Annotated in this window: 16 protein-coding genes; 14 read left to right on the forward strand and 2 right to left on the reverse strand. The window is 42.2% G+C overall.

Annotated elements, in window-relative coordinates:
* Nucleotides 1-231: 231 nt before the first annotated feature.
* On the reverse strand, nt 232-639 hold the full coding sequence (locus IW644_RS07085) for a hypothetical protein (RefSeq protein ID WP_269917023.1): 408 nt from the start codon (nt 637-639) through the stop codon (nt 232-234).
* A 241-nt stretch (nt 640-880) separates the two neighbouring features.
* Nucleotides 881-1,756: a hypothetical protein gene (locus tag IW644_RS07090; RefSeq protein ID WP_269917024.1), complete on the reverse strand. Its 876-nt coding sequence runs from the start codon at nt 1,754-1,756 to the stop codon at nt 881-883.
* 814 nt (nt 1,757-2,570) lie between these two features.
* Between IW644_RS07090 and IW644_RS07095 the strand changes: the two genes are divergently transcribed.
* The 14 genes from IW644_RS07095 to IW644_RS07160 all read left to right on the forward strand — a co-directional run bounded on the left by IW644_RS07095 (nt 2,571) and on the right by IW644_RS07160 (nt 14,768).
* The gene (locus IW644_RS07095) at nt 2,571-2,792 is read left to right on the forward strand and encodes a helix-turn-helix transcriptional regulator (protein WP_044447590.1); all 222 of its coding nucleotides are present in this window, start codon (nt 2,571-2,573) and stop codon (nt 2,790-2,792) included.
* Nucleotides 2,792-3,082, forward strand: coding sequence for a hypothetical protein (locus tag IW644_RS07100; RefSeq protein ID WP_269917025.1), 291 nt, complete (start codon nt 2,792-2,794; stop codon nt 3,080-3,082). The genes IW644_RS07095 and IW644_RS07100 overlap by 1 nt, the downstream gene beginning before the upstream one ends.
* On the forward strand, nt 3,079-3,438 hold the full coding sequence (locus IW644_RS07105; RefSeq protein WP_269917026.1) for a hypothetical protein: 360 nt from the start codon (nt 3,079-3,081) through the stop codon (nt 3,436-3,438). Before IW644_RS07100 ends, IW644_RS07105 begins: the two co-directional genes overlap by 4 nt.
* The gene (locus tag IW644_RS07110) at nt 3,435-3,821 is read left to right on the forward strand and encodes a hypothetical protein (RefSeq protein WP_269917027.1); all 387 of its coding nucleotides are present in this window, start codon (nt 3,435-3,437) and stop codon (nt 3,819-3,821) included. The genes IW644_RS07105 and IW644_RS07110 overlap by 4 nt, the downstream gene beginning before the upstream one ends.
* Nucleotides 3,821-6,751, forward strand: coding sequence for a DUF927 domain-containing protein (locus IW644_RS07115; protein WP_269917028.1), 2,931 nt, complete (start codon nt 3,821-3,823; stop codon nt 6,749-6,751). Before IW644_RS07110 ends, IW644_RS07115 begins: the two co-directional genes overlap by 1 nt.
* Before the next feature lie 985 nt (nt 6,752-7,736).
* The gene (locus IW644_RS07120) at nt 7,737-8,525 is read left to right on the forward strand and encodes a hypothetical protein (protein WP_269917029.1); all 789 of its coding nucleotides are present in this window, start codon (nt 7,737-7,739) and stop codon (nt 8,523-8,525) included.
* Between the two features lie 297 nt (nt 8,526-8,822).
* Complete coding sequence (locus IW644_RS07125; RefSeq protein ID WP_269917030.1) at nt 8,823-9,515, forward strand: tRNA-uridine aminocarboxypropyltransferase; 693 nt, start codon at nt 8,823-8,825, stop codon at nt 9,513-9,515.
* A 74-nt stretch (nt 9,516-9,589) separates the two neighbouring features.
* Nucleotides 9,590-10,087: a thiol peroxidase gene (gene tpx, locus IW644_RS07130; protein WP_269917031.1), complete on the forward strand. Its 498-nt coding sequence runs from the start codon at nt 9,590-9,592 to the stop codon at nt 10,085-10,087.
* A gap of 119 nt (nt 10,088-10,206) precedes the next feature.
* Nucleotides 10,207-11,037: a sulfurtransferase gene (locus tag IW644_RS07135; RefSeq protein WP_269917032.1), complete on the forward strand. Its 831-nt coding sequence runs from the start codon at nt 10,207-10,209 to the stop codon at nt 11,035-11,037.
* Between the two features lie 123 nt (nt 11,038-11,160).
* Nucleotides 11,161-11,886: a Sir2 family NAD+-dependent deacetylase gene (gene cobB / locus IW644_RS07140; RefSeq protein ID WP_269917033.1), complete on the forward strand. Its 726-nt coding sequence runs from the start codon at nt 11,161-11,163 to the stop codon at nt 11,884-11,886.
* Nucleotides 11,887-11,898: 12 nt separating this feature from the next.
* Entirely contained in the window at nt 11,899-12,525 is a 627-nt protein-coding gene (locus IW644_RS07145; RefSeq protein WP_269917034.1) for a LysE family translocator, read from the forward strand.
* A gap of 83 nt (nt 12,526-12,608) precedes the next feature.
* On the forward strand, nt 12,609-13,340 hold the full coding sequence (locus IW644_RS07150; RefSeq protein ID WP_269917035.1) for a stress protein: 732 nt from the start codon (nt 12,609-12,611) through the stop codon (nt 13,338-13,340).
* The gene (locus IW644_RS07155; RefSeq protein ID WP_269917144.1) at nt 13,333-14,124 is read left to right on the forward strand and encodes a glucosaminidase domain-containing protein; all 792 of its coding nucleotides are present in this window, start codon (nt 13,333-13,335) and stop codon (nt 14,122-14,124) included. Before IW644_RS07150 ends, IW644_RS07155 begins: the two co-directional genes overlap by 8 nt.
* The gene (locus IW644_RS07160; RefSeq protein WP_269917036.1) at nt 14,121-14,768 is read left to right on the forward strand and encodes a DUF2987 domain-containing protein; all 648 of its coding nucleotides are present in this window, start codon (nt 14,121-14,123) and stop codon (nt 14,766-14,768) included. Before IW644_RS07155 ends, IW644_RS07160 begins: the two co-directional genes overlap by 4 nt.
* Nucleotides 14,769-14,770 lie beyond the last annotated feature (2 nt).

The following is a 14,770-nucleotide window of genomic DNA, read 5'->3' on the forward strand; positions in this document are numbered from 1 at the left end:
TTCTAGCGTTTAATGCTACAATTCATGATTTATCACCGCTTACTAAGTAGTGTGAATTTATCCAACGTCACCACGCCAGATAGCGCTAGTCTAGAGTAGCGTTGTTTACGACTGGTTTCTAACGAAGCAAAAAAAACGGTGGCAGTGCTACATGGCGCGAATAAAGTGCTATAAGTGGATGTTCAAAAGAGCGTTTTTTACAGCCCGAACAAGTATGTCGGGCTATAGGAATTAGTGGGGTTTAGCTTGGATTTGGGGAGGTTCTTCAGTTGCAGTTGCTTTGACATCTCTAAAAAGTGACTTTGTCAATGCATGCATTTTGGCTTCATACTCCGCATGGTGCTTTTTTAAATGGGGGTTGTTTAGAGCTTTTTCACAATCATTAATCTGTCTTCTAACACTGTCTAGGTGTCTTTCCAAATCTTTATCTTCCTTTAATTCAGAATAAGAACTCCACCCCTTACCAAGCCTAAACCAATCCCAAGCAATGAAGAAGCCAGCAACTATGATGGGAGTTCCAGTTAAAATGATTTCTTCATACTTGCCTGCGATTTCTGATGCTGCAACTACTCCGATTATTAGCGCACTTATAGTCGCAGATGAGTATTGCTCTTTTATATTCTTCGTAGGAGATGTCATTTAAACCCCAATTGTTTTAAACGCTCTTCGAGGTCTAGTGCATAGTCTGTGTTTGGATCAACTACAACGGAATACGTCCGGTTTCCCTGTCTGAATGTAAGCTTTAAGTTTGGTTTCCTGAATATACGATACCAAATTGGCAACGTTATCCTATACGCCAATTTATAAAAAACTGGTGCTGATAGAATAAGCGCTATCCAACATAATGCTTCAAGTAATAAACTTACTTCATGCTGGCTCATTAGAGTACCTTTTTAGATTCTTCCACGCGATGCCGAATTACTTGTTCAATAGACCTTGTTGTTGTGGTCTTCCCGTCGACAATGCGTTCGACTGTTTTTAGTTTTACTTCAAACATGTCACCTTTAATAAACTGACGCTCTCGCTTCGATATACGTTCCATGAAAGCTTCATCGTTCATTCTCGCTGATACCTCACCTCCGGTGGGTAGTCTAATCTTCCAACCCGTTTTACTTTCTAATGCAACGACTGTAAATATTATATTTGTGACCTTCTCTGTAGTTACTTCCTCGGCCATGAGCTTTCTCGAAGGTGCTTTAAAGTATTCAACCTCTTCAGGTGATACTTCTTCGACAATCTGATTGTTGTCGTCCAGCAACTTAACCGTAGCGCCATCCTCGAAATCAGACGCCTTTTTAACCACTTCGGAAATATGCTTTCTGATTGAAAAATTAGACACTAACTTGTCTACAGTTACAGGAATCTTTACTTTTTCACCGTCATCAAATGTAATCTCTGCAACATCATCAATAATTTGCTTTTCAACTTGCTTCCGATTGCGCAGGGCTTTTAGCGCCCCAAAAACAGTACCAATTGAAACAGATGCGGTCGTGGTTGCAATACCAAGCGCACGAAGCACTTCAATACCACCATTATCTAGCCACGCAACAAACTCTACAATGAAAGAGCCTGGTTCGTGTGCTTGAACTTCGACCCTTGCGTCTGCTTCCTCACCATGTAAGACCTTTGTAGACTCTTTTATTAACTGAGACATATTAATCAGGCTGGTGCCCAATATGGATGCATCAATCGTATTATCTGCAGTTGAATTAGAATCGTAAGAAAGCTTGAAGACGTATTTGTTATCCGTAGACATTGAATTTCTCCCTGAAAATTTCGGCGTAATATAATTCATTGTGAGATGACAATACAGAGTTTCTTAGTCCCTGTTCGAATCTCATTTACAATGTTTTAGTTCTTATAAGGTTTAAATCTCATCTATATAGACAAGTCTTTCTAGAATGGCTTACAGCTCGCCGATATGCAATAGCAGCTAACAACCGTAATGTTTTGAGTCTCCAGAACGAGAGTACCTAGCTCATTCTTTAGTAGCTCCACAAAAAAATCATTTTTCCGACAAGTATTTCAACAAGTCGAAACCAGCATCTAATTTCCCTTCCCATAATTCTACGCTTACTTTCCTAGACATGGTGTTACGTATTGACCAACAGAGAATATAATCCAAAGGCTAAAAGGGCTAGGAAGCAATCATTAAGAACATCAATTTCCGCTACTAATGTGACGTGTGACGTATGCTCTTTTAAATGCTTTAGAAGAGTAGCTTCATAGTGAGCATTAAATGTGAATATAGATGGCTAGCTAAATACAGCTTCATTGAGGATTGGGTTCGCAAAGCGACCATCGACGATGGTTATTACTCATAGGTTATCTCTGTAAAAGTACTTTCTTACTGGTTCGAATAGAGAGTACACATCAAGTCATATGGTCATGATTAACCGAATAGCTAATTAAAAGTAAGTTACAAAAAGTTAGGGGGATTTCTTCCTTATTTCCGTGTAAACCCCCTAGGGGGTTTACTAACCATCTGCAAAGTAAACCCCACTTATTATCATTGTTAGAGTGTTCATAATTGTTTCTTCATCAACTGAGAAAGTACTTAAGAGACAATTATGAACAAGAATGTAGCTAACGATTATCCACAAGACGACCCTATTTTAAGAATGAGGGACGTTGAAAAGTCCGTAGGTCTTAAAAAGCCAACTATCTACAAGCTTATAAAGCAATCTCAATTCCCTTCACCCATTAACCTAGGCGGTAGAGCAAGCGGCTGGCTTCTTTCTGAAATCAACCAATGGAAAGCTGAACGTATAGCAATATCACGGGGGCAGTAATGCAAAAGACTATCCCGTATAAGCCTGATTACTTCTATTTTCTGGGTTCTACTGTAAATCAAGTTATAGGCTTTCGAGCTGCACGCGGTACTGGCCCATGCGAAGTGATGGAAACAGAGAGCGAGGGCTATTATTTGGAATATGCCCCCTCTAGTCACTTAGCATTTCAGTTCAAGTTTAAACACCATGCATTGGCTAACGGTGACAAATGCCTGGTGTACGAAATCCCAGAAACTTTCAACCTTCTTTCTGTAAGCAACAAAGCTAAGCAAATGGGGTTAGACCTATGAAATTACGAGAGCTAACAAGTAAAGAACACCTCAAACCCGATCATGTTTATATCATTGGTGATAGTGAGCATAGAGTACTCGGTTTTCTTGAAGTTTTGCGTGTGGCCCGTCAGCCTATAGAGCAATTCACAGTTAACAACTTAATATACCTCTGCTATTCACCAGCAACCCAAATCAATCAACTACCAAGGGAAGTCATTAACTTACCTTGTGGCGCTACGTGTGTGGTGCATTGGCTAACCTTCAAAACAAAAAAACGAAAACCCCAAAAGCCTGCAGCCCTTTTCTCCGCTCATGTGAAATCGCAATCAATGAGCAGAATAAGCAGAGCTGAGCAAAAGAGGGAAGAGCAATGAAGTTATTGAAGCAACTAAGCGTAGAGAAATTAGAACCTGATCAAGAACACGTTATTGCTAAAACTAAAGATTTAGCATTAATGGTTACTAAAGAAATCACGGCTCAGGAAAAAGAGCCGTTTATAGTAAATGGTTTAACTTACCTCATATATCCACCAGCAACACTAGAAAAAAGCCCCTTAGCGCATCTACCCAGAGAGGTTGTAAACCTTCCTTGTGGCGGCGCTTGTGTCGTGTGTCTCGTAACCACGCTCAAGAGCCTAAAGCGGAAAGTTAAAAGTAAAAAAAACAATGCTGTTTACGCTTTTCAGATTGAATCAGACACAAGCGTTAATAAGATTAATGCAGCGAAAATGAAAAACGCAATAAGGCAGAGACTTTAATGGGTAGGTTAGATTTTAAAGGCTTGAATGAGTATGCGTTAAGCAATATCGATAGCGTATTAAATTATTACTTACCTGGGGGTAAGCATGAAGGTCATGAGTACAAGCCATTAAACCCCAGAAGAGCAGACAATAAACCTGGTTCATTCAGCATCAATATCAATACAGGTGTTTGGGCTGACTTTGCAGATAGCGAGGCGAAAGGGCAAGACGTTATATCTCTGGTAGCATATGTTACAAACAAGCCCCAAGGCGAAGCCTATAAAGAGCTTAGCGACTTAATCAACTATGACAATAGAGTTGCGCCAAAGCCTAACGAAAGCGCCAGAAATACCCGTAGTAATGGTGAAGAGTGGTTACACGTAACGCCTGTGCCCCCCGAATTTGTCAAACGTTGCTTTAAAAAACACCTAAAGCACGGCTTACCTACTTTCACATGGGAATACAGGGACGCTAACAATCAGCTTATTCTTAAAGTACTTCGCTTCGAGAAACCGCCAGTAGACGGCAAAAGTGAAAAAGTATTTGCTCCGTTAGCCTTATATAGAAACCGTGATACTGGTGAGATCAAGTGGCGCTGGCGTATGCCTAAAGCCAACCGTCCGCTATATGGATTAAATGAACTAGCCAAGCGCCCTAAGGCAACTGTAGTGCTTGCAGAGGGTGAGAAGGCCGCAGACGCAGCAAAGGCGTTATTCCCTAGCTGTGTATGTATTACATGGCCTAATGGCTCTAAGTCTATCAGTCAGGCCGATTTTACACCTTTGGCTAAGCGCAATGTAATCATATGGCCCGATAATGACAATGCCGGCATTACGTGCACCAAAGAGCTTAAGGACTTACTCACATCACTAGATGCAGCAAGCATTCGAATTATTAATTTAGACAGCTTAGCTAAAACCCCTCTTTCTGAAAGCGAAGGTGGCCCTTTATTTGGTGAAGACTGTATATGGCCAGATGGAGCAGATGCCGCTGACGCGCTTGAACTAGGTTGGGGGGCTGCACACTTAGAAGCGTTAAAGCAATGTGGTGAACTATTCATAAAAGAGGCGGTTACACACGCCCCTAGCGATATTAAGCCCAATGTACCTCAAGGCTTTAAATTAACCGATAACGGTGTAGAAGCGTTTTACAAGTCTGACGATAAAGGCAATGAGATATTCAAACGAATTTGCGCCCCTTTAGAGCTGCTAGCCTTAACCCGTGATGCTGTTAGTTCAGATTGGGGGGTGCTTGTACGCTTTAAGGATTATGACGGTCAAGAGAAGCGCTTAAACATACCAAAGGTTGCGATAAATGAAAATGGAGGTTCGGAAGCTAGGAAGAAGCTTAATGCAGAGGGTTTACATATAGAAGTAAGATCTCAGGAAAAAGGAAAACTAATTGAATACCTTAATTATAAAGACATCCCTAATAGAGTTGAATTAGTTAAAAAGCTAGGTTGGCATAAAAACGCTTTCATTTTGCCCGACCAAACAATAGGTGAAACAGATTCACCGCTTCTTTACGACAATGAAAACGCCCGTGATTGTAAGTTAAAGGCCGCTGGCGCTATATCAGATTGGCAACGTGAAATAGCGTCATATTGCGAAGGAAACCCCTTGCTTACTCTTGCTGTTTCTCTGGCCTTTACTGGCCCCCTAGTTAGCTTGATGGGGCTTTCTGAGAATGTTGGGTTTCACTTCTACGGTGATAGTTCATTAGGTAAGTCCACGTTAATGAATGTTGCTTGTTCTGTGTATGGTAAGCCTAGCGAATTTAAAGGCTCATGGCGTACCACTGATAACGCTTTGGAAGATACCGCAGCCTTACATTCAGACATGCTATTGGCGCTCGATGAGCTGAACGAAGCTAACCCTCTTACTATTGAGGGGATCATATACATGGTTGGCAACGGTAAAGGAAAGAACCGTTCAGGCCCAGACTACGCGAAGAAGAAAACACAACGTTGGAACCTGGCGTTCTTGTCAAACGGTGAAAAGACTATTGATGACTACTTAGGCAGCATTGGCAAATCAGTTAATGGTGGTGTTCATATGCGTTTTCTTTCTCTGCCAGCTTCACAGCACGAAGACGAAGCACTTAAAAAGCGTAATGGCATATACACCGATACACATAACTTTATTAACGGTGCTGCATTATCTGACCACTTAAACAAGGCGTGTGAAAAGTACCACGGTGAACCGTTCTTAGAATTTATTAAGCAGTTAACCAGTACCGACTTAGGCGAACTAATCAAAGTGCATCATGCAGAGATTGCAACTTATAGAGAACGTGTGCTTGGTAATGATGCTGGTGGACAAGCAGTAAGGGCCTTTCAGAAATTTGCGCTGGTGGGCTTAGCAGGTGAGCTTGCTTCAACTTTTGGCATTACTGGATGGAGCGAGGGCCATTCTATTCAATCGGCTATATCCTTGTTCAGAATGTGGGTAGATATTCGGGGTGGTACTGGGAACGTGGAAGAGATACAGCTTCTTAACCACCTGGCGAAGCAAATAAAGCTTTATGGTGAAAAGCACTTTAAACGGTGGGATAGAAGAGGGGCAAAAGACCCTATGGTCATTGATGAGCATGTACCATCTAAATTAGAAATGTGGGGCTATAGAGAGCAAATTACTATTAGGCACCCTGACAAAGACGCTACTACAGACCATATGTATTACGTGTACAAAGACATATTTATGGATGTTATGTGTAAAGGCTTTGACGGGAAGAGGGCCGCTCGACTGCTTAGAGATTTGAGCGTTTCTATACTCAGACCTTCAGAGCTAGAACGTAAGAAGCTTAACACCTCTGAAGCTCTACCCAATGCTGGTGGTAAGTCTCAACAGGTAATTAAGTTCAAGGCTTCCTCACTCTTTGAGGCTGTAGACAGAATGACTTTAAGCAATAGTGATCAACACGATGCTGAACACGCTAAGTCAGCCTGATTATGTGTATATGTCAATGGATGATGCTTAATATACTAAGCCTGTTTAGATATACAGGTTTAGTATTGTTACATGCAATTAACTACCTAAGTGCATTGCTCCAACGGCTCATTTCTTTCTCTGTAAGCACCTGTAACACACCATTTATCTTATTAAATTTGCACTATGCAGTACCTATTTGCACTTTGTTTATAGCCGTTTGCAGTAGTACAAATGCTAAATATGTATTTATAAACATAGGGTTACAACTCCCGTTTGCACTATTTGCACTTTTTGCACTCTATTTTACTAGGTCAGGGGTGCGCCCCTTCTACCCTGCGCAACGGGGCACGACGCGCTTTCAGTTGTAAAGACTTCTAAACAGACTTCACACGAGTGAGGTGCAATGGTGTACACCCACCACCATAACCTTTGCCAACGAACTTACTTCACAATGCTATTTGCCTATGCTTTTTCACGGGTCCTTTTGGAAAGGGGGGGTTGTACGGCACACGGAACCGCGTATCTTTAACAGCTATAGAAAATTTCAGAGGGGGGTTATATTTCAATTGAGATAACTTCATTAAAATCATTGGTTTAAATGATATGTAAATCCATACCTAGCTTGAAGTATAAGCTTTATTCGTGTTCAAGAGGGGCCATATCTCACCATTAAACTGAACCTTTGCACTAAGGTATTGTATACCAGACCTAATTTATGAATATTACCCAAAGGGTAACTGGGTTTTACCTCGTTATGGTTGTTCATACCAATACAGCAAGCCTCAAATATAGTGTGTCGAATCGGGCTTATCTCCGCGTGAAAGCGAAAAGTTAAGGGGCACGGGGTCAGATAGGTATATTTCTACTGCAAAAAGTGCAAATAGTGCAAATAATAGAAATAACTGTATATTTATCAGCTAAATAAACCGTTTGCACTCTTGGTTAACGCCTAAAGTAAAGTGCAAATTTAGGAACGATAGTGCAAATTTAGAAGGGATTTACCATGAACTATAGGGATGTAGCACGGGGCTGCTTAATTCGCGCTAGTGCAATGCTACCGTCTAATAGCGAAGAGACATTACGATATGCGGCTCTTGAGCTTAGGCAATGCCTTGAATGTTTGATATACGAAAGGGCATGGTGCTACAAAAGTGTGCTGTCTAACGATGACCTCAAAGAATGGCAGCCAAGCAGACTTATTAAACGTTTGCTTGAGATTGCGCCATATGCTGACAAGGGGGTTAGGCTCACTATGGCCAGTAAGGAAGAAGAGAACGACATTTTAATGGATGAGACTGAACGTGTTCTATCGCGGAAAGAATTGGGTAAGCATTACCATAAAATAGGTTCTTATCTTCACGCTAGCTTTAACAATGATTTAGAACCTATTGCTCTTAATACCACCAGCGTTAATAAGTCGTTGGAACGGTTAAGCACCTTACTGGATGAAGTGATCAATAGCCCTATCGCTAAACTCGTTCCTAAAGCAGGCCTCTTTACGTTCGATTGCAAAAAGTGTGGTGAGCGTGTTGGGTGTGAGCCTGACTATACAGTTAGTGAGTTTAATCTGCACTGCTCAAACTCTAAGTGTTCAGCTTCATACAAAATTACTTTTGATGCTGTTAACCACCAGCTTAGTTACAGACCCGATAAAGTAAGTGCAACATGCGCAAACAAAGACTGTCTTAATCCCGTTTCTATCTGGCAGCGAGATATCAAGCACGGTAATTCATTCACCTGTGGTAAATGTGGCCTTCTGAATATAATCGGCTACTCTATTTCAATTGCCTAAAGTGAAAGTTTTTAGATTAATTTAGAATAACGGAATTAAGTTAAAGCTTACCTGTTTAGAAGGGGGCTAGGTTAAATTTATGGTGCTACATTTGGTGCTATAAATGGAGGTTGCCCCTAAAAAATATAAACTAAATCAATATTCTAGGTTTATTTTTTAACTTCGGCCCCGGGCACCACTTTCCTTTTTCTATTTCTATTCAATACAAAACTTTGTTAATCACGCTCTTTTACTGCGTTTTACTATGGTAAAATCCGTAAAAATCCTTGGCAGAGACGTACTATCTTGAATTCTGTTATGTCACTTCGTTTAGACGAGCTATCTCGTGCTGAACGTCCTTTTCACGCTCGTGGTAGCAAAGTAATTCGCTGTGATGCATGTTTGCTTCCAACGCAAAACTGTATTTGTGAATTTAAGCCTGAAGCTGGCACAGACGTGGCGGTTTTGTTTTTAATGTACAAAGGCGAATACTATAAACCTACCAATACGGGCCGTTTGATAGCGGACGTGGTTAAAGACAACCACGCGTTTTTATGGAAACGAACTGAACCCGATGAAGCGTTACTCAAACTGCTAAGCGACGACAAATACTTTCCCATTGTGGTATTTCCACACGAATATGCTGCAGCTGAACGCTGTATTGACGCTCCACCATTGAATACTGGTAAAACATTACTATTTATTTTCTTGGATGGAACCTGGCGTGAAGCAAAGAAGATGTTTGTAAAAAGCCCATACCTACATAATTTTCCTGTGTTGGGTGTTAGCATGGAAGTGGCTTCAGACTATTTACTGAGAGAGTCTACCCATGATTTCCAACATTGCACGGCAGAGGTAGGTATTAGCGTTTTAGCACTTGCTGAACAAAAGCAAGGGGCTCAAACGCTAGCGCATTATTTTAGTGTGTTCAGGCGGGAATACTTAAAAGGTAAGCCCCATTTACAGCATAAACTCGCGTTTGCAGAGTCGCAGGTTAAAGATAACATCTAAAAAGTGTCACTTTTATTTGCGAAAGTATTGTTTTACATCCACTATTTTATATTAAAGAAAAACGGAGAAAGCGAATGGCATCAGTTACTTTTCAAGGCAACACAGTTACAACTAAGGGGCAGTTACCAGAAGTAGGTACAGCTGCGCCAGACTTTACTCTAGTAAAGGCGGATTTGGGCGAAGTAACGCTGTCAGAACTGGCAGGGAAAAACGTAGTTTTGAATATCTTCCCTTCAATCGACACAGGCACTTGCGCGATGTCAGTGCGTAAATTTAACGAAGAAGCTGCAAAATTAGATAATACAACAGTTATCTGTGTGTCAGCAGACCTGCCGTTTGCTGCGGGCCGTTTCTGTGGCGCAGAAGGCATCGAAAACGTGCTTACAGGCTCTTCCTTCCGCTCAACCTTTGGTGATGATTACGGTGTAACATTTGAATCAGCACCGCTAACAGGTTTACTGTCGCGCTCGGTTGTTGTTATCGATAGTGAAGGTAAGGTGGTATATACAGAGCAAGTAGCAGAAACTACTGAAGAACCAAATTACGAGTCTGCTATTGCTGCATTAAGCTAAGAAGGCCGCTTAGTCGTAAGCAAAAACTGAATGTTTAATGTGGATCAACATATACCGTCTAGTTTTTAACTCGGTATCACAGGGCGCCCACTTATATGGGCGCTTTTCAGGAGGATGTAATGGCAACAGTATTGCTATCAATAGGCGAGTTAGCCAATGCAATGCAACAAAAGCCAGTTACGCTTGTAAGAGCGTTGATGGATGATCCCGTTTCAAAAACGCCGGATACAAGAACGGCAATGGTATTGCCTGCGTCAGTGGATTTTGATCTAGATAGCGAAGGTAGCGATCACACGACAGGTTTACCACACAGTATGCCATCCGCTGAAGACCTTGCTATTTATCTTGGTAATCAGGGCATAACAGCGAATACGCCCATAGCGGTATACGATACCCGAGGTATTTATTCTGCGCCTAGAGTATGGTGGATGCTTAAAGCACTTGGGCATAAAGATGTATATATATTAAATGGTGGCCAACCTGCGTGGGAGGGGGCTGGGCTTCCCGTTTCAGAACAACAGCAGTATGGGAAACTAACCTACCAAGCAACACCTCGACCTGGGTGGTTTGCAAACTCTAGCGCAGTGCTTCAAGCTATAAATACCGAAGCGCAATTGCTTGATGCGAGAAGTGCCCCGCGCTTTAAAGGCGAAATTTCGGAGCCCCGCGAGGGTGTGCGCTCAGGACATATGCCAGGCGCATTCAATGTACCTTTCGATACATTAGTAAAAGACGGCCACTTCTTACCTTTAGATGAACTTAACGCTGTTTTTGCACAAGCAAAAGTCGACTTACGTAAACCTATTATATGCACGTGCGGTTCAGGCGTTACCGCTTGTATCATTGGTGTTGCAGCCCTTATGTGCGGCGCTACGCAAGTTTCGGTATATGATGGTTCCTGGTCTGAATGGGGCGCTAATACTCAGTACCCTGTAGTTAAAGGCGTGTAAAAGCATAGAAGCCGTGAAGTGCTGAAATCATTTATGTGCGATGTATGCCTAAGCACGATATTATCGCGAACTGCAAAATAAACTGAATAACTCGCTTTATTGCGACAGAGTAAAAATAACCCGATGTCAGCTAATCAATCCTTACCCAATATTGTTATTCTCACCGGTGCGGGCATCTCCGCTGAATCTGGATTAAAAACGTTTCGCGATAATGACGGCCTTTGGGAAAATCACAGCGTTGAAGAAGTCGCTACACCCGAAGCGTTCGAACAAAACCCCAGCTTGGTTTATCGCTTCTATAACGCGCGGCGAGCACAGCTTCAACAGAATGATGTTTTGCCCAACGCAGCACACATGGCGCTTGCTAAACTCGAGAAAGCCTTCGGTCATAAGCTAACGTTGGTGACGCAAAATGTAGATGACTTACATGAGCGTGGGGGAAGTGAGTCGGTTTATCATATGCATGGTAAACTACTGTCGGCGCGCTGTGCTATTAGCCAGCAAACTTTTGATTGGCGTGAAAGCTTCGATCACACCACAAAATGCCCCTGCTGTAACAGAGTCACCCTGCGACCGGATATCGTGTGGTTTGGCGAAATGCCTATGTATATGGAAGAAATATACGATGCGCTCTCACAGGCCGATGTATTTATAGCTATTGGTACATCGGGTAATGTGTATCCCGCTGCTGGCTTTGTGCAGATTGCTAAAGAAAATGGGGCACACACAATAGAAGCGAATTTAGAACCAGGTGTATCCAATGCCTTGTTTGACGAATCACTCACCGGTCCTGCCTCGCGTATAGTTCCGCAATGGGTTGATGAAATAATTTCAAAATATGCGCTGTAGGAGGCGCAAAACATGCAGTATATGAACGAATTTCTTACCATTGCACTGGTACATCTTGTGGCTGTTGCTAGCCCAGGTCCTGACTTTGCGGTGGTTGTTCGAAACAGCGTTGCCTATGGTAGACGTATAGCCATGTACACTAGTGTCGGTATTGGACTAGCAATCTTATTACATGTTGCTTATTCGCTAGTAGGGCTAAGCGTGGTAATTGCTACTACGCCTTGGCTTTTTACCACTTTTAGCTACGTTGCTGCTGCTTATTTACTTTATCTTGCTTTCGGAGCGCTTAGAAGCGGCCCTGTAAAGCAGAAGCAGGATATAGATACAGAAAAAAAGACATCACAAATCTCGGCAAAACGTGCCGTTTGGATGGGTTTTCTGACAAACGGACTTAATCCTAAAGCGACGTTGTTTTTCCTTTCACTTTTTACCGCTATCATCAGTATCGATACGCCATTTAGCGTAAAGCTTGGTTATGGTATCTACTTAGCATTTGCCACGGGGTTATGGTTCTGTTTCCTTTCCTACCTTTTAAGTACCAGTAAAGTCGCCGAACTTATTGGCAAAAAAGGCTATTGGTTGGATAGGGCTATGGGCGTGCTTTTAGTGGGGTTAGCAGCTAAGTTGGTGTTGGGTTAACTTTTGTTTAATACACAAGCAGGCATTTATTTTTGTGAATTGGTATAATCGCGCCGATTTTTCCAAAAATATAAGAGAGTTGTGTGAAAGACGTAAACCCAGACCGCCTGAACAATACGTTGTCTAAACAGTATCAATTCGATACTAAAGGTCTTTTGCGCCGCGCTGCCGGTTTAACAAAAGCTAATTTTTCATCATTGTTTCAAGGTAGCCTTGTTTTATTCTTGACCTTTGTAGTGCTTGGAGTGATTGCCCAACAGTACATTACCATCAATGACGACGGTAGCTATGTATTCGAGCACCAGTCTATTATCCAGATTGTAGCAATCTGCATTGTTGCGCCGTTACTTACGGGCTTATACATGATGGGCGTTTTTATAGCGCGAGGCGTAAAAACATCGGTATTTACGGTATTTCAGTTTTTCCCCCTCATATTTCTGGTTGCGTTAACCCAGTTAGTTAGCAGTATTCTTGTGCAGTTAGGCATGATGCTGCTTATCTTACCAGGCGTGTATTTCTATCTAGCGTCGTCTTTTTCTCTTATGTTAGTGGCCGACAGAAAACTAACCCCAATTAGCGCAATTATTCTTTCTTGCCGTGTATTCAACGCGTACTGGGCTCAAATTGCCAGTATCTTCGGGGTGCTCTTCTTATTGTTCGTGTCGGTACCACTGACGTTCGGGTTTTCCCTTATCTGGGTGTTACCTTTTTATTTTAGTATGATGGGATTGCTCTATCAGGAACTGATTGGCGAACAAGGAGTGAGCACGGAAGCATCTGTAAATGATGTGAATGAGTCGAGCTTCGATGCATAAACGAGAAACCTTTAAAATTGTCCTTATAACGCTAGGCGTTTTGGCGGTCATTGTCATTAACGCCATTATTTTTACTAAGGACGAACCGGATATTTTAGACATACCGCAAACGGTAGAAGCGAAGAAACCTGTGCCTGATTTCTCTGTTTATAGCAACGTAAAAGAAAAAAAAGAGGCTTTTTTTAATTATCTACGGCCCGAGGTAGAGAAGCAAAATGCCTACTTACTTACCTTAAGACATTATGTACAAACCTTGTATAGGAAGGCGTTAGTCAACGAATCGCTTTCAGAAGATGACATGGCTAGGCTTGAATGGCTTGTAGAAGAGTATCGGGTAAAGTCTACACAGCCTTTAAAGACTAAACTATTGGCCTTACTGCAGAAAATTGATGTTTTACCTGAAGAGCTGGTACTTGTTCAGGCTGCGAATGAATCTGCTTGGGGAACAAGCCGATTTGCAAGAAAGGGCTACAACTTTTTCGGTTTATGGTGTTTTTCAAAAGGGTGTGGTTTCGTCCCAAATCGCCGAAATGCCGGCGCATCACACGAAGTAGCCAAGTTTGATAGTCTGTCTCGCGCTACGTACACCTATATGCGTAACCTCAACAGACACGATGCCTATGCTGATTTACGAGAGATACGCAGCCGACTGAGAGCTAACCAATTACCCATTACTGGTGTTGCATTGGCAGAAGGGCTAATGAATTATTCCGAGCGAGGAGCCGCTTATGTTGAAGAGCTCCAAACAATGATCCTATTTAACGAGGAGTTTTTATCCGAATGATACGCGCTGCATTATTTCTTGCTTCATCTCTGTTTGTCGGTTTTGCTAGTACATCCGTAACGGCTGAAACGATAGATGTAGAGTACAGCCGTTTCTACAGCCATGTTAAAAAGCTAGATAACGAAGATACCCAAGCGCTTCAGTTTGCGTTTGGTTTTGTCCGAGTAGGTGAAGGGCGTTTATGCGAGGTTAACGGTGCATCTATCGTTACCGATAAGAAAACAATGCCACTAGAAGTTACAGATGAAGGACGTTTTACCGTACCCACTGAAAAAGCACTGAAAATGGCTAATGCACTGGTACGTATTGACTTAAACGAACGTGCGAACGTTTGTGATATGTCGGTGCAGCTTGAAACCAAGCCAGAATACCTTAAACAGTATTACAAAAAAGAAGAACTCACTTTCTTGTATGAACAGTATGAAGCCTTTTTCAATGAAATGGGGAGCTTTTTGTCTTTTATGATGCCGTCGGTGAAGGGCTTAATGATTCAGTTCGAAGACAAAAATTTAGATTTCGTTACGCCGCAGGGTGTACAAATTAACAACGGTGTTCTGCATTTAGAGCAAGAGTGGATAAATGAGGCGAAAGGCTTAACGCTGCCTCAAGCGCCGCTGCGTGTAACAGCTATGGCGTCTAGTTAATC

The organism is Alteromonas sp. PRIM-21 (genome assembly GCF_027563165.1).
GTDB classification, from domain to species: domain Bacteria; phylum Pseudomonadota; class Gammaproteobacteria; order Enterobacterales; family Alteromonadaceae; genus Alteromonas; species Alteromonas macleodii_A.

What these genes read in the sequence shown, in the direction of transcription:
- IW644_RS07100 (WP_269917025.1), top strand. Translation starts at nt 2,792, where the DNA reads ATGCAAAAGACTATCCCGTATAAGCCTGATTACTTCTATTTTCTGGGT.
- IW644_RS07115 (WP_269917028.1), top strand. Translation starts at nt 3,821, where the DNA reads ATGGGTAGGTTAGATTTTAAAGGCTTGAATGAGTATGCGTTAAGCAAT.
- IW644_RS07125 (WP_269917030.1), top strand. Translation starts at nt 8,823, where the DNA reads ATGTCACTTCGTTTAGACGAGCTATCTCGTGCTGAACGTCCTTTTCAC.
- IW644_RS07105 (WP_269917026.1), top strand. Translation starts at nt 3,079, where the DNA reads ATGAAATTACGAGAGCTAACAAGTAAAGAACACCTCAAACCCGATCAT.
- IW644_RS07090 (WP_269917024.1), bottom strand. Translation starts at nt 1,756, where the DNA reads ATGTCTACGGATAACAAATACGTCTTCAAGCTTTCTTACGATTCTAAT.
- IW644_RS07135 (WP_269917032.1), top strand. Translation starts at nt 10,207, where the DNA reads ATGGCAACAGTATTGCTATCAATAGGCGAGTTAGCCAATGCAATGCAA.
- IW644_RS07145 (WP_269917034.1), top strand. Translation starts at nt 11,899, where the DNA reads ATGCAGTATATGAACGAATTTCTTACCATTGCACTGGTACATCTTGTG.
- IW644_RS07110 (WP_269917027.1), top strand. Translation starts at nt 3,435, where the DNA reads ATGAAGTTATTGAAGCAACTAAGCGTAGAGAAATTAGAACCTGATCAA.
- IW644_RS07120 (WP_269917029.1), top strand. Translation starts at nt 7,737, where the DNA reads ATGAACTATAGGGATGTAGCACGGGGCTGCTTAATTCGCGCTAGTGCA.
- cobB (WP_269917033.1), top strand. Translation starts at nt 11,161, where the DNA reads ATGTCAGCTAATCAATCCTTACCCAATATTGTTATTCTCACCGGTGCG.
- tpx (WP_269917031.1), top strand. Translation starts at nt 9,590, where the DNA reads ATGGCATCAGTTACTTTTCAAGGCAACACAGTTACAACTAAGGGGCAG.
- IW644_RS07155 (WP_269917144.1), top strand. Translation starts at nt 13,333, where the DNA reads ATGCATAAACGAGAAACCTTTAAAATTGTCCTTATAACGCTAGGCGTT.
- IW644_RS07085 (WP_269917023.1), bottom strand. Translation starts at nt 639, where the DNA reads ATGACATCTCCTACGAAGAATATAAAAGAGCAATACTCATCTGCGACT.
- IW644_RS07095 (WP_044447590.1), top strand. Translation starts at nt 2,571, where the DNA reads ATGAACAAGAATGTAGCTAACGATTATCCACAAGACGACCCTATTTTA.
- IW644_RS07160 (WP_269917036.1), top strand. Translation starts at nt 14,121, where the DNA reads ATGATACGCGCTGCATTATTTCTTGCTTCATCTCTGTTTGTCGGTTTT.